The sequence below is a fragment of the Marinobacter persicus genome, assembly GCF_002934325.1.
GTDB lineage: Bacteria > Pseudomonadota > Gammaproteobacteria > Pseudomonadales > Oleiphilaceae > Marinobacter > Marinobacter persicus_A.
In genome coordinates, this window is sequence record NZ_PTIV01000003.1 from 1 (window position 1) to 21,120 (window position 21,120).

The following is a 21,120-nucleotide window of genomic DNA, read 5'->3' on the forward strand; positions in this document are numbered from 1 at the left end:
GCTGTTAGTGTTGGTTTTTTGTGTAGGAGCTTGAAATCATAACACTTTCAGCCGCTTCTTCCTTCCTTACGCCGCCTCCTCATGAGAAATCCGGGCTAGGCCAGCCTGAAGCAGTAACGGACTTTGCTCAAACTGGTAAGGTTCAGCATTATCCTCCAGGTAGGAGTAAGCCACGTATTGCAGACCCAGCCCCAGGAAAATCGACCAGCCGTGCCCCGCCCCGTTTATCCTGGAAGGCATGCCGATAGCACTGGAGGTGCCAGCGTAGCCGGGAATGAAGTTAACAGGCAGATTCTCTCCCACACGCCAGACACTGCCAATTCTGCCATGGCTCCGAAAGCTGGAGAGCATAGCGGAACTGACCCAGGCAAGTTGCTGCTCTAACTCCTCGTTCTGACCACTTTCCCAGAATTTTCTGGCATGGATGGCCTGCACACCACCTACTACATCGGTCCCGAGCTGGTGATCCCAGCCTTGTGGTTCGTCGCTACCGGTAAGCTTGTGCACCCATTTTTGTGTGGCTTCGGCACCGCTTTCCGGCCCTACTACCCCCAAGTGGGCACCGTAGCCCGTGATGGTGCTTGCGTCCCAACCCCACAAGGTGCTGCTAACTGACAGATAGCCTGCGTAAGGCAAGTCATTGGAGCTGGGCTGTTCGCGGCTGATATCGTCTGGTGTAATCATCAGCTGTCGAAGGCTAAAAGACAGCGCCTGGTCTTTTCCTGGGCTTTTTATATTCGGCAAGGCAGAAAGTGCCTCTGCGGCGTGGCGCGCAGCAGTCGCCGAACGACTCCCCGCGTCGCTGGCCGGGGCGCTGAGGTAGGAGAGTCGAATGCCGTTGGTATAGCCCTCATCCAGGCCCAGGAGTAGGTCGTTGTCCCATGAGATGTTGAAGGTGTCGGCCTTGGCCGAGTGAGACAGAAAGGCGGCCAACGACAAAAACAAAACGCTCGGCACCCTCGATATACTGGAAAACAATATTGGCTGTACCCTGTTGGCTGATAAAATGGCAGGGCATTGTTGCAGCTTTGGAAATGACTGTCGTTTTCCGAGCCCCACACTGATTGTGAAATTTTGCAAAATATACTCAGTGAGTGCGCCCATTAATTAATCAGTCCCGTTAAATTAATAGCCGTTAATCCATCCCATAGGAATGATGTGGAGGCTGGCTATTATGAACAGGAAGCTTTTGTCGACAGCGATTGTGGCAGGCGTTGTTACTTTGGCGGGTTGCTCATCTCAACCACCGTTGACGCCAGAGCAGAAAGCCATGCAGCAGCAAATGCAGCAGGCGTTTATTGCGCGGATGCAGGCAGGAACCCAAAAGATTCTTAACGGGCAGATGCAAAACCGGCAACCGCAGCAAGCGGCACCGTCCCAACCAGCCATAACGGAAGAAGAATTGGCACAAAAGATTGCCTCGGTACAGGGCGAAGGCCAGCCTGTGAATATTGAGCGCTCCCGGGATGGGCTTCGCATCGGCGGTGCCCCTTATCTGGACCCTGAAGGCGAAATTACCAATTTCTCGGCCAACGCCCTAACCGGCGATATTGTCTACGCGGTGAAGGTTGGCCGGGACCAAATCAAAATGAAATACCTTTCGGCCGTGGGTGAGCTTCTGCCCGTGACCATTGGCACCGCTACCCGCTCTGCTGCGGGCCAGACATTCCGCTCCGTAACCGGCCAAACCATTTCTGGTAACAGTGTGATTGGCACATCAAAAGGGGTGCTGGTGACGCGCGAGGGCTCCGCTTTCCATTATGTGCCAGGCAACGCTACCACCAGCGCGATTGTGCCAGAGGGCTACCGAGTTGCGCCGTTGCAGAAAGGTGATTTTGCCTCAACCGGGTATATGTTGATCGAAAAACTGCCGCCTGAAGAGGGCTCCGTGGCGGAGCTCGGCAGCATTGTGAATTCTCTGGGCTCCTCGGTTGGCCTGGCGGAAGCGGATGGTTATATGTTGCTGCACGCCAAAACCGGGAAAACCGTGAAGCTGGATATCAGCATTGAGGACAAGGACGTTCAGCAGATGTATGGCTGCAAACCGAGGAATAGCTTTATCAACGAATGTGCAGGGATGAACGTTTACCAGAGCATGTATGAGTTAGACGGCAGCCGAAACACCGGCCACTACTTCTGGCGCATCGATTGGATGGACACACCGAAAGGGCCCTTCGCTGTGGTTCAGGAGGCCGGCACCCGTAAAATCAATGTGATTGATCTTGAACAAGATCAGCGCGTGACCGTGCTTTCGCGGACACTGGGCATTAATTCACATAACGTGGAACAAGCGCCGGATGGCACCATCAGCATTGAAGCGCGCATGGGCTTTTCCAACAAGCGGGTAGACGATGCATTAGCGGCCTATGAAAAGGGCATGCAAAAACTGGCGCAAAAAGACTAGCTTAGATCGCGATCGGCGAGCAGGCGTGAAAGCCTGCCGCCGATTTGGTCCAAAGTTGAAATCGCAAAACAGGTGGGGCATATTCGAGCTTCTCTGAAAACAGTCACAAGGACGATGTGATGTCCCGCCGAACAAGGATCTGTCCGGCCGGAATTCCCCAGCACGTTATACAGCGGGGCGATAACCGGCAAACCTGCTTTCAAGGCGTCTCTGACCGTGCAACCTACTACATGTACCTTGCCCGCCACAGTAAGGCGTTCGACCTAGATGTTCATGCCTGGGTACTTATGGATAACCATGCCCACTTACTGGTAACCCCCAACACCGACAACGCGCTTTTTCCTTTCATGAAGGCGCTATCACAAAGTTATGCCCAGTATTACAACACCAAATACAACCGCACCGGCAAGCTCTGGGAACCACGTTATCGGGCTTGCCTGGTCGATACCGCGCCTTATTTTCTGGAATGCCAACGGTACATTGAACTGAACCCAGTGATGGGCCGGGCGGTAAGCCACCCGGACAGTTTTCAATGGTCCAGCTACGGCAGTCATGCGCGGGGCATGAAAACCCGATTTCACCAACCTCATGAATGTTACCTGGCCCTGCATGCGGAAGAGTCGGTCCGCAGGCTCAGGTATCAGCAGTTTGTTTCTGCCAAGCCACCGACAGATATGGCAGAGAAGATTCGACATGCGTTGATGTCTGGCTGGGCGCTGGGGGATGCGGAATTTAGGGAGCGGATGAGGGAGTTGGGGAGCTAGCCCCTCTCCCCAACCCCTCTCCCGCGAGGGGGGGGGAGAGGGGCTTATTAAATTTCCACCTCTTCAAACAACTCCGGCACTTCCACATTCCAGCCGAACTTCTCCTCGATACGTTTGCGCATGGTGTCGCTCGCCACGAGTTCGCCGTGGGTTACGTATACTTTTTCGGGCTTTAACCGGCCCTGCTCGAGCCATTCCAGGATTTCGTTGTAGTCGCCATGGGCACTCATGGAGTCCAGGTTGTGAATCTCGGCCTTAACCGGCCAGTACTCGCCGTGAATTTTCACTTTGTCGGCGCCATTCACCAAGGCATCCCCCCGGGTGCCGGGTGCCTGGAAGCCGGCGAAAACCACGCTGTTGCGCTGATTGGGCAGGAGGGTTTTCAGGTGGTGCAGTACCCGCCCACCGGAGGCCATGCCGCTGGCCGAGATAATGATGCACGGGTAACGCACCATGCCCAGCTCGATGGACTCATCCACGGTGCGGACGAACTTGGTTTTGTGGTCGATCAGCTCACACTGGCTGTTGTTGAGTTTGTGTTCTTTGTGGTGCTTGCAGAAAATCTCCGTGGCGCGGATCGCCATGGGGCTGTTCAGATAAACCGGCAGTTTAGGGATGCGCCCCTCTCCCATCAGTTTGTGAACCACGTAAAGCAGCATTTGTGCCCGGCCAACGGCAAAGGCGGGCATCAGTATCAGGCCACCCCGGTTGGCGGTTCGGGTGATGATGTCTTCCAGTTCCCGTTCGGGGTCTGATTCACCGTGGGTCCGATCACCGTAGGTTGATTCGCACACCAGGACGTCTGCATGGTCAATCGGCTCTGGCGCTCGCATGATCAAGTCGTCCTGGCGCCCCACATCGCCACTGAATACCACGGTGCGGGAAGAGCCTTTGTGCGTTACGTGGACGCAGGAGGAGCCCAGGATGTGGCCCGCCGGCGTGAAACGAACCTCGAAGCCGCGCACCGGCTCAAAAGCTTCGTGGTAGTGCAGCGACTCAAAGTGTTTGAGGGCCTCCCGGGCGTCTTTCTCCGTGAACAAAGGCTCGGGATGTTCGTGCTTGGAGAACTTCTTGCGGGCGGCGTATTTGGCGTCTTCTTCCTGCAAATAGCCGGCATCTGGCAGCAGAACCTTGCACAGTTCATGAGTCGCCTTGGTGCAGTAGATTTTGCCCTTAAAGCCATTTTTTACCAGGGCCGGCAGGTAACCGGAGTGGTCTATGTGGGCATGGGTTAGCACCACGGCTTCAACAGTGGCGGGATCAACCGGAAACTTCGCCCAGTTGCGACGGCGCAGGGTTTTCACGCCCTGGTACATGCCGCAGTCCACCAGCAGCCGATGTTTTTCGTCAGAAAGCAGGTAACGGGAACCGGTAACGGTGCCGGTACCACCGAGAAAACGCAGTTTCATGGGCAATCCTTATCCGTTCTGTGACACCTGCAGCATAACCCATAAATACGACCATGGTCAGACACCGAACCCATACGTTTTTTGATCTTTCGCAAGATTCACTTAGACTGAGCGGTTTAGTCTTTGGTTTTTCACAGTGGCAGAGAACTTATGCGTCGAACTTTCTGGACGAAGAATCTGATACTTGCGGTGGCTCTGGCGATTTCGCCGGCGGCTTTTGGTCAATCCGTTTACAATGCAATTCAACAGGTTGAAGCCATTATGGCTGACGAGGAATTGCGTGAAGATGCCTACGAAGCGGGCCATGACCGAATCCGCTTTTGCGCCTATTGCCATGGCGAAGATGGCAACAGCGTGCGGGAGTACATTCCCAACCTGGCCGAGCAGAACCCGATGTATTTGTTCAACCAGTTTGAGAAGTTTGGCGATGGCCGGCGTGAGCACTATGTGATGACCAAACTGGCCAAGACCCTGACGCTGCAGGAGCGCATTAACGTAGCGGTTTACTACAGCCAGCAGGAAGCCGACTCAAGAGAAGCGGAAAACCCGGCCCTGGCCAAGGCGGGTGAACAGATCTTCAAACGCCGGTGCATGGCCTGCCACGGTGAAAACGCCGAAGGCTTCCAGAATATGCCACGGCTCGCTGGCCAGCCTGCCACTTATGTCCAGGATCGCCTGAACCGCTTCAAGGATATGGAGCCAGGCCAGGATGACTCTCCTATGCTCGGTATTGTTGAAGCCCTGTCACGGGACGATATCAAGAAGCTTGCCGCTTACGTGCAAACGCTCTGAACAACTGACTAACAGTATCGAAGATCCGGGGCGGAGGCTTGTCCGCCCCTGGCAAGCACACTCTTTCAGCACCACCCTCGACTTAGAATGGCCTCCTCAATACGCTTCAGGGCATTAATCCAGGCCCCCAAGCGAACTGATTTAAGCCCATATCGTTCAGCACATTCAGAAGCTTCCTGGTAGCCTCGTACCAACCGCTTGCGGCGCTCTTCTTTAATCGTGTCCGTATTCCAGTACTGGTCAGAGAAGCCTTGCGTCCGCTCCATCTGGCACAGATGCACGCTGCCGGCATTTGCGAGCACATCCGGCACTACGGTGACACCGCGCTCCAACAGCAACTCATCGGCTTCCATGGTGGTGGGAGAGTTGGCCGCTTCCACCAGGATTCTGGCTTTCACGGTTTCCGCCACATCCTTGGTGATCACTCCCTGAACAGCTGCAGGCACGAGTACATCGCAGTCGCAGGCAAACAGCTCTTCGTTGGTAATCGACTTGGCGTTCTTGAACCCCTCCAGGGAGCCCTTTTCTTCACGATGTTTGAGCAGTTCCTCAACATCCAGGCCGTCTTCGGCGTAAACGCCGCTGTCCACCTCACGAACAGCGACCACTTTACAGCCTGCCTGCTGGAAACACTGCGCGGCGATCGAACCAACCTGCCCGAAGCCCTGGATCGCAACGCGTGCGCCTTCGACCTTGAAACCGATGTCCCGGGCCGCTGCCTCAAACACCTCAAATACGCCAGCCCCGGTGGCTTCATACCCACCGGGCGTACCACCCAGGATTGTGGGCTTGTCATTCACGGCAGCCGGCGCGTGGTAACCGGTGATCTGCTCGTATTCATCCAGCATCCAGGCCATGCACTGCATGTCTGTACCAATATCGGCCCCCGGCACATCAGTATTTGGGCCAGAGGGTCGCAAGTGCCGCATATAGGCCCGGCACAACCGCTCCAGCTCGTGTTTGCTCAGCTTTCGGGGGTCCGCAGCGATACCGCCCTTACCGCCACCTGCGGGGATGCGACCGGCGGCGTGCTTGATGGACATCACCAACGCCAGCGCCTTGCACTCTTCCACATCAAGATCCGGAGAAATACGTGTGCCGTCGCGCGTGGCACCAAGGGCATCGGTATGACAGGCGCGGTGAGCCTGGAAGATGCGGGTGCTGCCATCGTCCATTTTTATAGGGAAACGGAAACTGGTGACGCGGCCAGGGCCAGAGAGTAGTTCCAAGACGTCTGGATTTATCTCGCCGATCTTGGCGGCCTGGCGCATGAGTTCGGTGCTTTGCTTCAGGAAGTCGTACACGGTTATGTATCTCCTGTCGCTTGGTGAAGGGATGCTTTCAGGATGGTAGATGTTTGGATTGGGTTCAACTCGCGTAGAAGTTACTTAGCGGCCGGATTCATAAAGTCGAGCATGGGCTCATTGATGTCGGGTTCTTCCTGATCCGACGGCAACTCGAACACCCGTCCTGATTTAGACTTGGTCCGCATAAAGTCTCACTCAGGTTAGCGCCTTCCCATGATCAATCATTTGGCTCACACGCAGCGGCGCGCTTTAGTGCGTCCGCTGGCCTGATTTATTGGCAGAGATGTCCTTTAGGCCACCGGAGACATACTTGTGTAGGACACTGGAAACCAGGGACTGGTAAGGAAGTCCTTCTTCCAGTGCCCGACGTTGAAGTGCTTCCAGATCGCGACTGGAGATACGTATATTGATGCGCTTGTCTTTCTTGAACGTTTGTTCCGCTGCCTTCGCCAGGTACTCCCGACGATCGGCATCAAGATCTGACTCAAAATCTCCAGATTCGTATGCCTCCAGCAGCTCTTGCTCTTCGAGATCTAATTTGGTCTTGGCCATGCTACCCCCTTAGAAATTTCTTGGTGGCCTTCCGACTGGGAATGACGGTCTTGAGAAAGATTTCTCTATCATTCTCGACGTACGGTACCAGCCAGGCGTAATCGTCAATCCGAACCACAAACAAACGTTGATTAGGATACTTGTCCCTGTTGGGGTGAGGTCCATCATCAAGTAAACCACCAGACTGAAGAGCAAACAGGACATCTTCGAAGGAAACTTCGCGCTCACTCATCAACTGCTGGTTCTTTTCAGCATTCCAGTTAATTTGCTTCATGGGAGGAGTCTAGCAGACTGTGTGCCTATTGGCATCTTTCTCACGTTTTGTTTAGCTGCGCACATATAGTGTGCGTACACGGTTACGTATCTCCTGTCGCTTGGTGGGAGGGTTGCTTTTAGGATGGTAGATGTTTGAATAGGGTTCAAGCTGGCTAACCCGGATTTCTCATAGCCACCCAGCAAGTCTCGCAGACTGCTCGGTTTACCACCATGATCGCTCAGATGCGACCATTTTTGCCTGATAATTGATCAGCTTCTATTATCTGGACACACTACCCCCTTTCCCCCATTGAGTCGGGCCGGGGGAGCCCGTGGGTTCTAACCGGGAACTAGGCGACGAACCAGATCCGTGAGTTCGTCTTTGTAGGGATAGCTGTCGCTCATCAACACCCGGACCCGACGGGTATTGCGGATAATGACTGCGCCAACCTTGATCAGCTTCAGCCGTAGGTTACTGGCGCTCATGCGCTCGAAGGGTGTCTTTTTCAGATGCGCCCGTAATCGTTCGAACAAGGTGTAAGCAAAGCCCGACAGGATCAGTCGCCACTGGTTGGCCCACCATTGGGTACTGGAGGTGCGATCCGCAAACAGGCTCAGTTGTTGGTCCTTGATCCGGTTCTCCATGTCACCTCGGGCACAGTACTGCTCGTAGTAGAGCTTGAATCCGTCGTCGTACCGGGAGCTGATGATGAACCTGGGGTTGGAACCCAGCTCGCCTTCTTCCAGACGAGCCACCACCCAGCGAGGGTATTTCCAAGACTTGGCCTGGTACTGGAAGCGGAAGGTCTGCGCCACTTTCTCATCGAGCTGCCACTGCGTCGTTCGTACCAGCATCATGGGCACGTCCACTTCTTTAAGCAAACGGCTGTTCTTGCTGATGCCGACGATGTAATCGACGTTATTCCGGTCGCACCAATTCAGAATCCGTGGGCGATAAAAGCCGCAGTCACCACGGAATACGATACGGGTATCCGGCCAGTATTGCCGGATAAACTTCACCAACAGCGCCAGAATGGCCCAGCTGTGGCGGCTGTCACTGCGGTTGCTGGTGCGCAGGTAACTGACCAGGAGATGGCGACCACAGAACACGTACAACGGGAAGTAGCAATGGTGGTCGTAGTAGCCATTGAAGAACTTGCCGGGCTGATCCCCGTGGACCGGAATATCGGTACCGTCAAAGTCCAGCACGATCTCCTTGGGTGGTTCGTCATGCTGCTCGATGAAGTGGTGCCAGAGCAGTTCATGGGCCTTCACCACCGCCTGCCGGTCTGCTCGCTGCTCCATCCGGCATAACGTGGATTTGCCAGCCAGGTCATTGTCCTGGCCAACCGCCGTTTGAAGTGCCTGATCAAAGCGCAGCGCCTCGTGATTATTGAAGTCTTCATAGCCGGCAGCCACGCCAAATACACGTTGGCGAACCATGGTGTCCAGCTTGTGCCGGACCATTTCCGGTGTTCGTGGGTCCTGTAGCACCGAGGCCAGCCGTCGAGTCAATTGATGCTGCTTGTCGACTTCACGGAGCAGCAATAATCCAGCATCGGAGGTGATATGACCACCGGAGAAATCGGCTTCAATTTTGCGGCGAACGAGTGGCGAGAAGGTCAGTTTTTCAGGTACCATTTTGGAAGCGGCTGTTGGTGCTTTGGTGATGGTGTAAGGTCCTGAAACTATAGCACTTTCAGCCGCTTCTTTTTATACCGCGTGAGAAATCCGGGCTAACAGAGTAAACCCAGCTGTAGCCTAACGTGAGGCGCCTAATAAAAAATAGAAAAGGCCTGGAAGCGGGCTTCCAAGCCTTTTCTCTAGAAGGTTAGCAAAGCATGTCGATCAAACTAAACAAGCCAGCTCTGCTTAAGCGTCTGCCCCGTCTCGGCAAACTGATGGGAGCAAATTATCTTCGTCGGCATCAGAGTTGTTATCACAGGATACCTCTAAGCCGTTATTGCTGACATCAAATGAGAATGTCACTACATCTCCATCCAAACCAGTATTACCAGTATTGGAGAGAGTTATCGCGATCGTTGCAGGATCGTCTACAGTATTGCCCTCTGTGTAGTCAACAGCGGCCGCATCAACAATCACGTCCGAAATTACCAGTTTATCCGCAATAATTTCTCCCGCCGCCTCAACGGGCCATGCCCCATTTGAAGTAACGCGATCATAAAGATCGGCTTTCGAGCCAGAAATCAGCGTTGGCAACTCTGTGAGGCGCGCACGTGTGGTGTAATCTTGGTAAGCAGGAATCGCTACCGCCGCCAAAATACCAATGATCGCCACAACGATCATCAGTTCGATAAGAGTAAAACCCTTCTGACCGTGATTCATCTGAATCTCTTGCATATTATCCACCTCTGGATTTTTGTTTACCAATTTGGGCTTGTGGCTCCGGGCATGGAGCTTTGCCACTACTCCCTGTGAGCCTGCAGTGAGGTCTGCAGCATGCATGCCAACAAGTTACTCGCGTTAAAAACCACATTCAGTTCATGGATTTATAAAGTTATGTGAACGCTATCACGTTCATATTTTTGCACTTTTTTGGCCCCTTCGCGTCATGGAGTGACGCTTTTTGTCACTCATGAACAGCACTTTTCGACACGAATGCTCTGACGACACACCATTGAGAAAGATCAAGGCTGTGACCCAGGCGACTTTCCAAAGCCCTCCCAGAGATCTAAACTCTAGCTTCACAAGACCAGATTCAGCGACTTATAAAACTTTCCTCAGAGCATTTATGGCGAGCAGCAAACAGAACGTGACGCTGACGGGCCTTGCCCGTCGATTTGTGGATGACGGCCTTCTTGATGAAGACACGGCAAAGGATGCATTTCTACACGCCTCCCATAACCGCCTGCCACTGATTACCTACCTCGCCCAACATGAAATGGCGGACAGCGCCAAAATGGCGTTTTCGGCCGCCATGGAGTTTGGGGTTTCGGTGTTGGATCTGGACGCGTTTGCCCCGGAGATGCTGCCGGAAAAGCTGGTTGACGAGAAGCTGATCCGAAAGCACAACGTGCTTCCTTTATACAAGCGCGGCAATCGCTTGTTCATCGCGGTGTCTGACCCCACCAACATTCAGGCTCTGGATGAGATCAAGTTCAATACCGGCCTGAGCACCGACGGCATTCTTGTTGACGATGCAAAGTTAAGGGTGGGCATTGAGAAGTACCTGGAATCCCAGGACACCACCATGGGTGACCTGGATGACGCCGACCTGGAAGATGTTGAAACTGAGGGCGGCGAGCAGGAAGACGACAATGCTGTCACTGTTAGCGAAGTCGATGACGCGCCGATCGTTAAGTATGTAAACAAGATCCTCCTGGATGCTATTCGGGGCGGGGCGTCGGATATTCACTTCGAGCCGTATGAGAAACTTTACCGGGTTCGTTACCGCACAGATGGCATCCTGAAGGAAGTGTCCCGGCCCAGCATCAAGCTTGCCCCCAAGATCTCCGCTCGTGTAAAGATTATGTCGCAGCTCGACATCTCCGAGCGCCGGGTGCCTCAGGATGGACGGATCAAAATGAAACTGTCCAAGACCAAGGCCATCGATTTCCGGGTGAACACGCTGCCCACGCTCTGGGGTGAGAAAATCGTATTGCGGATTCTGGATCCCAGCCAGGCGCAAATGGGTATCGACGTACTCGGTTATGAGGAAGACCAGAAACAGATGTATATGGAGGCCCTGGAACAGCCTCAAGGTATGATTTTGGTTACTGGCCCGACCGGCTCCGGTAAAACAGTATCGCTGTACACCGGCCTGAACATCCTGAACACCACCGAGCGCAACATTTCCACGGCGGAAGACCCGGCAGAAATCAACCTGGAAGGCGTAAACCAGGTCAACGTTAACAACAAGGTGGGCCTGGGCTTTGCCGAAGCACTGCGAGCTTTCCTGCGCCAGGACCCGGACATCATCATGGTGGGTGAGATTCGGGACCTGGAAACCGCCAACATCGCGATCAAGGCCGCGCAGACCGGCCACTTGGTGCTATCCACGCTGCACACTAATAGCGCGGCCGAAACTCTGACACGGATGATGAACATGGGGGTTCCATCCTTCAACATCGCCACCTCCGTAAGCCTAATCATCGCCCAGCGGCTGGGGCGTCGCCTGTGCAAGGCCTGTAAAGAGCCGATCGATGTGCCCCATGACACCCTTTTGAAGGAAGGGTTCACAGAAGAACAAATTGATACTGGCTTTACATTGTACCGCCCCAAGGGCTGTGATAAATGCAATGGAGGCTACAAGGGCCGTGTAGGCATCTATGAAGTTGTGAAGATTACCGATGAACTGGCCAACATGATTATGGAAGAGGCCAGCTCGATTCAGATCGCGAAGCAGGCCCAGAAAGAAGGCTTCCGCAACTTGAGGCAATCCGCCCTGCGCAAGGTAATGGAGGGCGTGACCAGCCTTGAGGAAGCCAACCGCGTGACCAAGGATTAAACATGGCAGAAAAAGCACAAAAGCTCGAAGCGTTTGTTTGGGAAGGCCGGGACCGCAAGGGCAACAAGACCAAAGGTGAAATGGCTGGTGCCAATGTGGCTCTGATTAAGGCCCAGTTGCGCAAGCAGGGCATAATGCCGGACAAGGTCAAGAAAAAGCCCAAGCCCCTTTTTGGTGGTAAAAGGAAAATCACGCCGTTCGACATTGCCATGCTCACCCGCCAACTGGCCACCATGATGAAAGCCGGTGTGCCCCTGGTTCAGAGTTTCGACATTGTTGCGGATGGCCTGGAGAACAAGGGTCTGCAGGAACTGGTGATGAACCTGCGTAACGACATTGCTTCCGGCACCGGTTTTGCGGCCGCACTGCGCAAGCACCCGAGGCACTTCGACGACCTTTACTGCAATCTGGTTGACTCAGGCGAAAGCGCCGGTGCACTGGAACAGATGCTGGACCGAATTGCGACCTATCTGGAAAAAACCGAGCTGCTGAAGAAAAAAGTTAAGAAAGCAATGACGTATCCCATTGCGGTTATCGTTGTGGCAATCATTGTTACCGCCATCTTGCTTGTAAAAGTAGTGCCACAATTCGAGGCCTTGTTTCAAGGCTTTGGTGCCGACTTACCAGTCTTCACCCAGTTTGTTGTGCATCTATCGGAATGGATGCAGAAATGGTGGTTTGTAGTGTTACTCGGCATCGTTGGTGCGATTTTCCTGTTCAGAGAGGCACGCAGACGGTCTCAGAAGTTTTCTGATTTCGTCGACAAGTGGGTTCTGAAGCTACCTATAGTGGGTGAAATTCTTGATAAGTCTGCCGTCGCGAAATTTGGACGCGTACTTTCCACCACCTTCGCTGCCGGTGTTCCTCTGGTGGATGCACTGGAATCTGTATCCGGAGCCACGGGGAATGCCATTTATCGGGACGCAGTTCTGAATATCAAGAACGATGTATCCAGCGGCACGCAACTTCAGGCCTCTATGCGCAACCAGGGCGTATTCCCTGTAATGGCCGTGCAATTAACCGCCATCGGTGAAGAATCCGGCAATCTGGATGAAATGCTGGCCAAAGTTGCCGAGCATTATGAGGCAGTAGTGGATGACATGGTCGACAACCTCACCTCCCTGATGGAACCGATGATTATGTCCGTTCTCGGCGTGCTGGTAGGCGGCCTGATCGTAGCCATGTACCTGCCAATCTTTCAGATGGGTCAGGTTGTCGGTTAAGCTTTCCGCTCGCACAGGACTTTTTCACCCCCCTCTCCCTAGCCCTCTCCCTCCAGGGGAGAGGGAATCAAAATGCTCACAGATGATTTTTCCATGCCAACCTTAGACACATTCCTCTCCACACCCTGGCTCCTTTACACCACCGTCGCCCTTTTCTCCCTCTGCATCGGGAGTTTCCTGAACGTGGTAATCCTTCGCCTGCCCAAGATGATGCAGCAGGGCTGGCGCTGCCAATGCGAAGAATTCCTTGAGTTGCCAGAAGACCAGCGCAAGTCCGAGACCCGGGTTTCCCTTTCAAAGCCAGCCTCCACCTGCCCGCCCTGCGGCCACAAAATCCGTGCCTGGGAAAACATTCCGGTTATCAGTTGGCTGGTGCTGGGCGGCAAGTGTTCATCCTGTAAAACGCGCATATCGCCTCGCTATCCCATTATTGAAGCGCTCACTGCGGTATTTGCCGTGGCCACCATTGGGTTGCTGGGGCCGACCACGTCCGCCCTTTGGGCGCTGCTGTTCGTGTACGCGCTGATAGCGCTGACCGTGATCGATTTTGACACTCAGCTGCTGCCAGACAGCATCACCCTGCCCCTGATGTGGCTGGGGCTGGTATTGAATTACTTTGGTGTACTGACGAGCTTTGAAAGCGCCTTCTGGGGCGCGGTGGCCGGCTACCTGTCGCTGTGGTCCGTGTATTGGCTGTTCAAGCTGGTAACCGGCAAGGAAGGCATGGGTTATGGCGATTTCAAACTGCTGGCCGCCCTGGGCGCGTGGCTGGGCTGGCAACTGCTGCCTGCCGTGATTCTGCTGTCTTCTCTGGTTGGCGCCGTTGTAGGCATCAGTCTGATGGTCTTCCGCAAGCATGGCCGCGAGGTGCCCATTCCCTTTGGGCCTTACCTGGCAACGGCTGGGTTGCTCTGCCTGTGGTTCGGCAATGAAATCCAGCGTTTCTGGTTCGGGTTTCTTGGGGTATGAGTTCACCCTATATCGTCGGACTGACCGGGGGCATTGGCTCCGGAAAATCAACGGTTGCGCGGCTCTTTGGTCAGTTGGGCGTGCACTGGGTGGATGCCGATGATGTTGCCCGGCAGGTGGTGGAACCAGGCACGCCGGCACTGGCGACCATTGCCGAGCGTTTCGGACCGGACGTTTTGCAGGACTGTGGATCGCTTGACCGGGCCTGGTTGCGGCGGCGGATCTTTGAAGTGCCGGAGGAGAAGCAGTGGCTTGAAGGGCTGCTGCACCCGATTATTCGGGAGGAGTTGGTTCGGCAGCTTAGGGGAAAACCCAGCTACGAATTACCCTACACCTTGCTGGTCTCTCCTCTCCTGCTGGAGACCAACCAACACGAGCTGGTGGACCGGGTGGTGGTTATCGACGTGCCGGAGTCGATACAGCTTGAACGCACCATGGCAAGGGATGACAATACCCGCGAGCAAGTCGAAAAGATTATGGCGGCCCAGATGAGTCGTGAGCAACGCTGCGCCCGCGCGGATGCCATCATCAATAACAATAAACCCTTAACTGATGTGGAGCGTCAGGTCCGTGCATTACATGATCGCTTCCTTGAAGAATTCCGCTAAACGGTGCCTGGCCACCGCGTTGCTGTTCCTCCCCGTTTTGGCGAATGCTGCTGAGCCCAGATCAGAGATACTGACTCCATCCGCCACAGAGCGGTTAACGCCGGAAAAACTCCCCTTGTCGTTTTTTACCTTTGAGCCCGAGGATTTCTGGGCAGAACCCGAGGATTCCATATGGCTCGATTTCAGCAACTGGGTGATTCGCCAGGAGCGGGAATATGGTGAGTCGGTGGAATCCCTCGGGGCCTGGGCAGACCGCACCCTTTCGGGCTCTTCCCGGGCCTTGCCCAACAACCGAAGCTATTTGCGCCTGGGCCTGGCGGCCAAGTCTGAAACCGGGAATCTGGCTGACTTTGAACAAGAAGTTCGCTTCAGGCTGGAAGTGCCAACCGCTGAAGAGAAACTGAAACTGGTGCTCGACAGCGAGACCGATGACCTGGTGCCACTGGCCGAGCGCGACAGGGACCGCCAGTTGGTTGAATCCGAACGTACGGATTCCACAGCAACCGGCGCGCTTCGTTTCATTACCGACCTGGGCGACGCCGTTAATTTTTCAACGGATATTGGTGGCCGGTTAAGACTACCGCCGGAGATGTTCTGGCGCGCCAAGGTGGGCAAGGGCTGGAAGCCCGGGCAGGACTGGAGCTTTGGTACGGAGCAACGGGTTTACTATTACCACACCGAAGGCTGGGGCGCGCGCACGTGGTTTGGGGCGAGCCGTCCCCTGGGTAACGGCTGGAATTTTTATGCCTCGTCCGAGCTGGAGTGGATTCACGATGAACGCCGGTTCGAGGCTGCCCAGATTTTCAGTGTTCACAAGCGACTGAATAACCGTTCCGAGCTACGGCCTCGCCTGGGCGTTCTGGGCGAGAGCAAGCCGAACTGGCGAACCACCTCCTACTTCGCAGACTTAACCTGGCGTTATCGCGTGTATGAAGACTGGCTGTTTGCCGAGCTGATCCCGGCCGTGACCTTTCCCCGCGAGGATGACTTCAAGGAGCGGGGATCGGTGCTGTTTCGAATCGAAATGTATTTCGCCGGGACCATGGAGCGCGATTGAGCATGCCCGAATTACGCCGCAAAAAGTTACACCATAAAAGTAAGCCTGCTGCAGAGGCGCTTACTCTCACCCCGATTGCTTACACCCACTCCTGCTTCAAGGATAAGTTTGGGGTACCCCGGCAGCCGGGGTTGACCCGCCACGCTCATGCCGAGCTGGTGATTGAGCCACCGTTTGACCGGGAGGATGCTTTCCGGGGTTTGGAGTCCGCCTCCCATCTATGGCTCACGTTTCAATTTCACGAAGCGGTGCGGGCCGAGTGGCGGCCAGTGGTGCGACCACCGCGCCTGGGAGGAAACAGGAAGGTTGGGGTGTTTGCTTCACGCTCGCCGTTCCGGCCAAACAGCCTGGGGCTGTCGGTGGTTCGCAACGAAGGGTTGGTTCGCCGGGAGGATGGCCGGCTGGTGTTGCGGATTCGCGATCATGATTTGATTGAAGGAACCCCCATTCTGGATATCAAACCCTACCTGCCCTTTGCCGACTCGGTACCGGAAGCGTCTTTGGGCTGGGCTGAGTCAGCGCCAACGGAACGGCTGGACGTATGCTTTTCCAAGGAAGCCGACGCCCAACTCAATGCGTTGCCCGAGGCAGACTACCCGGATTTCCGGGCCTTGATTGAAGATGTAGTGGCGTTTGACCCCCGCCCGTCTTTTCGCCGGGGCCGCGACGAAGATCGTGTGTATGGAGCCCACCTGTACGACCTGAACGTACGTTTCCGGTTCATTACCAATGAGGCCAAGCGCTGGGTGGAAGTGGTGTCGGTCTGCTAGACTCCGCTGGTTATTTGTCAATTGACACAGGGATCTGGTGCCTTGCCTTCTTTGCTTAACCTGTTGCTTTTGCTTTGTCTTGCGGTGCTGTCCGGTGCTCTGTATGCGCTATGGCGCAAAAATAGCCGCCTGGACCACCAGCTGCGCACCATTGCCAGACAAGCCAACCAACTGGACCTCGACACCCTGGTGGAACCCATCACCGCCGACAAGGGCCCCAGAGCGGCGGCGTTGTCCGAGCTGGAGCGTGCGTTAAACCACATGCGGCTCCAGCTCCTGGAGGACACCCGGGCGCTTCGGCAAGCCGCCCACGATGCCGAAGCCGAGCGCGACGCCAGCCACCAGGCCAACGAGGCGAAAACCCGGTTTCTTGCCAACATTAGCCATGAGCTGCGAATTCCCCTGCAATCCGTATCCGGTTACGGCAGCCTGCTGGCCGACACCCCCCTGGACCCGGAACAGCGGGAGTACACCAGAACACTCCTGAATGCCGCAGACAACTTATCCGCCATCACCAATGATCTGCTCGACATTTCCAGCATTGAGGCCGGAAGGCTGGAGCTGGAGGACGCACCCTTCGACTTGCGGGACACCTTGAACGATCTGGTACACATGCTCGGCCCACGGGCGCGGGAGAAGGGGCTGGAGCTGGATGTGCGCGTTGACGAGAACCTGCCGTGGGAGCTTGCCGGTGATCCGGTTCGCGTGCGCCAGGTGCTGCTCAATCTGGTGTCCAACGCCATTAAGTTCACGGATTCCGGCCATGTCTTGATTAGCGCCGAGGCCCTGGAGCGCAAGCGGGGCCAGGTAAGGGTTCGGCTGTCGGTGGAGGACACGGGCACAGGCATTACGGCAGAAGGCATTGAGCGAATTTACCACCCCCATGAACAGCAAGCCCAAGGCATGCGCCAACCCCAGCCGGGCGTTGGGCTGGGCCTGACCATTTGCCGGCAGCTGGTCCAGTTGATGGACGGAACCCTGGACGTGGAAAGTGAGCCCGGCCAGGGTTCGACCTTCTGGATGGAGCTGGCATTGAAAGATACCGGCGACAGTGCCGAGGTGATGATCCGCCCGGACACCCGCCACCTGCGAAACCGGCGCATCCTGGTCCTGGATGCCTATGAGCTGTCCCGGAAGATCACCCTGGAAATGTTGTCGCGCCAGGAGCTGGCGATTGAGGCGGTCAATTCCGCTTCGGGGGCATTGTCGGCCCTGGAACAGGCCAGCGAATCGGAGCAGCCCTACGATGCCCTGTTAATGGATGGCTTTGTGCCAGACACCGACAGCGAGCGACTGTGCCGGCAGATTCGCGAAGACGCCCGCTGGCAAAACCTGCGGATACTGATCCTGACCGCGAATCCCCAGCGGGGTGATGCCGAGCACTTCCGCTCAGCCGGCGCGGATGCCTTCCTGAGCAAGACCCTGCGGGAATCTTGGCTAATGCCCATGCTGAACCAATTGTTTGTAGACGGCGACAACAATAATCGGCGCTTTTTGACCCGTTTTTCGCTCCAGGCAGTAAACGACATCCACCGTCGCCAGCAACAGGCACCCTGTGATTGCATGCGCGTGCTGCTGGTGGAGGACAATCCGGTTAACCAGGCTTTGACTCGCCGGCTGCTGGAAAAGCTCCGGGGCACGGTGACCACCGCCAACAATGGGCTGGAGGCTTCCCGGCTTTGGCAGACGCAACCGTTTGACTTGATCCTGATGGATTGCGTGATGCCGGAAATGGACGGATTTGAGGCCACTCGGCAACTAAGGCAGTGGGAGCAGGAACAGCAGGCTCCACGGGTACCCGTGGTGGCGTTAACGGCTAGCGCAACGGAAGACGATGAAGAAGAGTGCCATGCCGCTGGCATGGATTCGTTCATTGCCAAACCGGTCAAGATGGAGATGTTGCGGGCGGTCCTTGAACAGTATTGCCCCAGGCGACCCACCCCTTGACGGGTATTTCTTTTGTTGCCAACGATTTAACCGTCTGTAAGTTGTGTCGTGGCGGGGAGCTGGTTACCATCCATAGCATTGCTAACAGCACACACAAAAAGGTGTAATCATGAAACTGACACGTGTTTCTTTTCTGGCGCTTTCACTGGCAGCCGCTCCGGCATTCGCTGCCGACCTGGAACTGAGCCTTACCGACGAATCGGTGAAAGGTCAGTACAACCTGATGACCGGCCGTGATGATCTGCAACTGGGCGCCGGCTACACCTACCACGAAGGTAGCCGCCATATTGCCAACGCCGATTTCCACGCGCAGGGCCAGACTGCCCTGGGCAACCTGCCAACCACCGCTGGCCTGGGCGCACGGGCTTACGGCTGGGATGACGATGACCACGGCGACGGTGGTGCGGTTGGACTGGGCGGCTTTGCCCGGGTGAATATTCCGACCGTACCGGGCCTGTCCGTCGGTGGCAGCCTGCACTATGCGCCGAGCATCCTGTCTTTCGGCGATTCCGACGATATGACCGAGGTGGAGCTGCGCGGTAGCTACCGGGTGATCCGTAACGCCGAGGTGTTCGCCGGTTACCGCTACCTGAATACCGACCTCGATGGTCGCGGCAGTCGCGACATTGATCTGGACGACGGTTTGATGGCGGGCATCAAAGTCTTCTTCTGAGGCCGTCAGCGCCCGTTTAAGCTGTTATAATCCTTCCCTTAATTGTTTTTAATGAGGGATATTATGACTGCGACTTCACGGGCGCTGCTGTTAACGATTCCGCTAGTATTGTTTGCAATCGGAGGCGTGTCTTACGCGCCATCGACTGTACAGACATCTGAAGAAGCAGATGCACCCCTGGCGTCCCTGCCGCCGTTGCCCAAATGGGCGAGTGCTCCCCTCCCCGATTTCTCCAGTTATGATGATGTGACCGAACGCAAGAAAGCGTTTTTCTCGTTCCTGTATCCCCGTATTGTCCTGGCCAACTCGCGCATCCTGATTGAGCGCGAATACCTCGAGCAACTGGCAACCCAGGAATCCCTTTCCGCCGCAGACACCGCCTGGTTGAAGAAGCAGTCGGAACGGTTGAGAGTCAAAGCCGAAACCGGCAGCCCGGCACAATTTGAGGCGCTGAGAAAGCGATTGGATGTGGTTCCTCCCTCGCTGGTACTTGCCCAGGCCGCCAACGAATCCGCTTGGGGCCAGTCCCGGTTTGCCACCCGAGGCAACAACCTGTTTGGTCAGTGGTGCTTTAGCCGGGGCTGTGGCCTGGTTCCGAAGGGCCGTGCCGAAGGTGCGGATCATGAGGTGGCCACCTTCTCATCCCCCTACTATTCCGTGCGTTCCTATATCCAGAACCTGAACCGCCACAACGCCTACCGCAAGGTTCGGGAACTGCGCTGGAAACAGCGTAAGGCCGGTGACGGACTTTCCGGCACGAGGCTGGCCGGTGGACTGCATAGCTATTCAGAACGGGGGATAGATTACATTGAAGAAATCCGCGCAATGATCCGTTACAACAACCTGGATTTCTACGACCAGCAGTTCCGCACGCTCCTGGGTGAACGCACTCACAACCGGTTTACGGAACTGGCCTCGACCGACACGGAAAAACGCCTGCTACCCAAAGACGAACAAGGCGTTGCCACGCCCTTTGAGGGCTGAATGCCGACCTGAATCGAGACATTAATCCGAACTCGCGAGATTGTCCCCATGCTTGATTTTCTTCCCTCGCCGCTGAAGGGCGCACTGGTGGTGGCACTGATTTTTCTAAACACGCTGATCCTGTTCCCGGTGTTGTTACTGCTGGGCGTGATCAAGCTGATTGTGCCCATTACCGGCGTGCGCAAGCTCTGTTCGCTGATCCTCAACACCATTGCCTGGTACTGGATCGGTTTTAACAATGTGCTGGTGGATCTGTTCCATAAAGTGGAGTGGGACGTGCGGGGCGTTGAGGGCCTTAGCCGGAACCACTGGTACTTTGTGACCTGCAACCACCAGAGCTGGGCCGACATTCCCGCCATTCAGTACGTGTTGAACAGTAAAATCCCGCTGCTGAAATTCTTCCTGAAAAAACAGTTGCTGTATGTGCCGCTGCTGGGCATTGCCTGGTGGGCCCTGGATTTCCCGTTCATGCATCGGCATACCAAAGAACAGATTGCGAAGAACCCGTCCCTCAAAGGCAAGGACACGGAAGCCACTCGTGCGGCTTGTGAGAAGTTCCGGTATATGCCGGTGACCATCTTCAACTTCATGGAAGGCACGCGGTTCACACCAGCGAAGCACAAGCGCCAGAACTCACCCTACAAGCATCTGCTCAAGCCCCGAGCCGGCGGTACGGCGTTTGTATTCAGCGCCATGGGCGAGATGATTCATACCATGCTGGATGTCACTATCGTTTATCCTGACGGCCAGCCGGGCATCTGGGATTATCTGAGTGGCAAGGTTCGCAAGATCATTATTGATGTGAAAGTGCGGGACATACCCGAACGTTTCCTGGGCATGGATTATGAGAACAACAGGGAGATGCGAGTGGAGTTTCAGCGCTGGGTGAGCCAGCTGTGGGCGGAAAAGGATAAGCGGATAGAGGAGCTGCTGTAAGC

At 55.5% G+C, this 21,120-nt stretch carries 20 protein-coding genes; 13 read left to right on the plus strand and 7 right to left on the minus strand.

Features of this window, described 5'->3' with window-relative positions; genetic code table 11:
• Window positions 1–66 precede the first annotated feature (66 nt).
• Window positions 67–945: a lipid A deacylase LpxR family protein gene (locus BY454_RS02250; protein WP_258075532.1), complete on the minus strand. Its 879-nt coding sequence runs from the start codon at window positions 943–945 to the stop codon at window positions 67–69.
• 229 nt (window positions 946–1,174) lie between these two features.
• On the opposite strand from BY454_RS02250, the gene BY454_RS02255 reads away from it, so the two are divergent.
• Window positions 1,175–2,404, plus strand: coding sequence for a hypothetical protein (locus BY454_RS02255; RefSeq protein WP_146082679.1), 1,230 nt, complete (start codon window positions 1,175–1,177; stop codon window positions 2,402–2,404).
• A 119-nt stretch (window positions 2,405–2,523) separates the two neighbouring features.
• Window positions 2,524–3,168: a transposase gene (locus BY454_RS02260; RefSeq protein WP_258075533.1), complete on the plus strand. Its 645-nt coding sequence runs from the start codon at window positions 2,524–2,526 to the stop codon at window positions 3,166–3,168.
• A 47-nt stretch (window positions 3,169–3,215) separates the two neighbouring features.
• Here BY454_RS02260 and BY454_RS02265 read toward each other — a convergent pair whose 3' ends face one another.
• A complete protein-coding gene (locus tag BY454_RS02265; protein WP_104415019.1) occupies window positions 3,216–4,577 on the minus strand; it encodes an MBL fold metallo-hydrolase RNA specificity domain-containing protein in 1,362 nt (453 codons plus the stop codon).
• 150 nt (window positions 4,578–4,727) lie between these two features.
• Between BY454_RS02265 and BY454_RS02270 the strand changes: the two genes are divergently transcribed.
• Entirely contained in the window at window positions 4,728–5,369 is a 642-nt protein-coding gene (locus BY454_RS02270; protein ID WP_104415020.1) for a c-type cytochrome, read from the plus strand.
• A gap of 65 nt (window positions 5,370–5,434) precedes the next feature.
• On the opposite strand, the gene BY454_RS02275 is transcribed toward BY454_RS02270, so the two are convergent.
• The 5 genes from BY454_RS02275 to BY454_RS02295 all read right to left on the minus strand — a co-directional run bounded on the left by BY454_RS02275 (window position 5,435) and on the right by BY454_RS02295 (window position 9,844).
• Window positions 5,435–6,673 carry a Glu/Leu/Phe/Val family dehydrogenase gene (locus BY454_RS02275; protein ID WP_258075534.1) on the minus strand — a complete coding sequence of 413 codons (1,239 nt, stop codon included), beginning with the start codon at window positions 6,671–6,673 and terminating at the stop codon, window positions 5,435–5,437.
• Window positions 6,674–6,925: 252 nt separating this feature from the next.
• Window positions 6,926–7,228: a CopG family antitoxin gene (locus BY454_RS02280; RefSeq protein WP_104415021.1), complete on the minus strand. Its 303-nt coding sequence runs from the start codon at window positions 7,226–7,228 to the stop codon at window positions 6,926–6,928.
• Between the two features lies 1 nt (window position 7,229).
• Window positions 7,230–7,502: a DUF4258 domain-containing protein gene (locus tag BY454_RS02285; RefSeq protein WP_104415022.1), complete on the minus strand. Its 273-nt coding sequence runs from the start codon at window positions 7,500–7,502 to the stop codon at window positions 7,230–7,232.
• Window positions 7,503–7,822: 320 nt separating this feature from the next.
• Entirely contained in the window at window positions 7,823–9,124 is a 1,302-nt protein-coding gene (locus BY454_RS02290; RefSeq protein ID WP_104415023.1) for an IS1380 family transposase, read from the minus strand.
• A gap of 231 nt (window positions 9,125–9,355) precedes the next feature.
• Window positions 9,356–9,844: a pilin gene (locus BY454_RS02295; protein WP_146082680.1), complete on the minus strand. Its 489-nt coding sequence runs from the start codon at window positions 9,842–9,844 to the stop codon at window positions 9,356–9,358.
• A gap of 391 nt (window positions 9,845–10,235) precedes the next feature.
• On the opposite strand from BY454_RS02295, the gene pilB reads away from it, so the two are divergent.
• The 10 genes from pilB (at window position 10,236) to BY454_RS02345 (ending at window position 21,118) form a co-directional block, all read left to right on the plus strand.
• Complete coding sequence (pilB, locus tag BY454_RS02300; RefSeq protein WP_104415024.1) at window positions 10,236–11,951, plus strand: type IV-A pilus assembly ATPase PilB; 1,716 nt, start codon at window positions 10,236–10,238, stop codon at window positions 11,949–11,951.
• 2 nt (window positions 11,952–11,953) lie between these two features.
• The gene (locus tag BY454_RS02305; RefSeq protein WP_104415025.1) at window positions 11,954–13,174 is read left to right on the plus strand and encodes a type II secretion system F family protein; all 1,221 of its coding nucleotides are present in this window, start codon (window positions 11,954–11,956) and stop codon (window positions 13,172–13,174) included.
• Between the two features lie 93 nt (window positions 13,175–13,267).
• Window positions 13,268–14,143, plus strand: a complete 876-nt coding sequence (locus BY454_RS02310) for a prepilin peptidase (RefSeq protein ID WP_104415192.1) — start codon at window positions 13,268–13,270, stop codon at window positions 14,141–14,143.
• Window positions 14,140–14,751, plus strand: coding sequence for a dephospho-CoA kinase (coaE, locus tag BY454_RS02315; RefSeq protein WP_104415026.1), 612 nt, complete (start codon window positions 14,140–14,142; stop codon window positions 14,749–14,751). The genes BY454_RS02310 and coaE overlap by 4 nt, the downstream gene beginning before the upstream one ends.
• A gap of 115 nt (window positions 14,752–14,866) precedes the next feature.
• A complete protein-coding gene (locus BY454_RS02320; protein ID WP_258075535.1) occupies window positions 14,867–15,808 on the plus strand; it encodes a hypothetical protein in 942 nt (313 codons plus the stop codon).
• Window positions 15,809–15,810: 2 nt separating this feature from the next.
• Window positions 15,811–16,578: a tRNA (N6-threonylcarbamoyladenosine(37)-N6)-methyltransferase TrmO gene (gene tsaA, locus BY454_RS02325; RefSeq protein WP_104415027.1), complete on the plus strand. Its 768-nt coding sequence runs from the start codon at window positions 15,811–15,813 to the stop codon at window positions 16,576–16,578.
• A 42-nt stretch (window positions 16,579–16,620) separates the two neighbouring features.
• Window positions 16,621–18,525 (plus strand): response regulator, encoded by a 1,905-nt coding sequence (locus tag BY454_RS02330; RefSeq protein ID WP_258075536.1) that lies wholly within the window; start codon window positions 16,621–16,623, stop codon window positions 18,523–18,525.
• A 109-nt stretch (window positions 18,526–18,634) separates the two neighbouring features.
• Window positions 18,635–19,198, plus strand: coding sequence for a YfaZ family outer membrane protein (locus BY454_RS02335; protein ID WP_104415029.1), 564 nt, complete (start codon window positions 18,635–18,637; stop codon window positions 19,196–19,198).
• A 63-nt stretch (window positions 19,199–19,261) separates the two neighbouring features.
• A complete protein-coding gene (locus tag BY454_RS02340) occupies window positions 19,262–20,182 on the plus strand; it encodes a glucosaminidase domain-containing protein (RefSeq protein WP_104415030.1) in 921 nt (306 codons plus the stop codon).
• 48 nt (window positions 20,183–20,230) lie between these two features.
• A complete protein-coding gene (locus tag BY454_RS02345; protein ID WP_104415031.1) occupies window positions 20,231–21,118 on the plus strand; it encodes an acyltransferase in 888 nt (295 codons plus the stop codon).
• Window positions 21,119–21,120 lie beyond the last annotated feature (2 nt).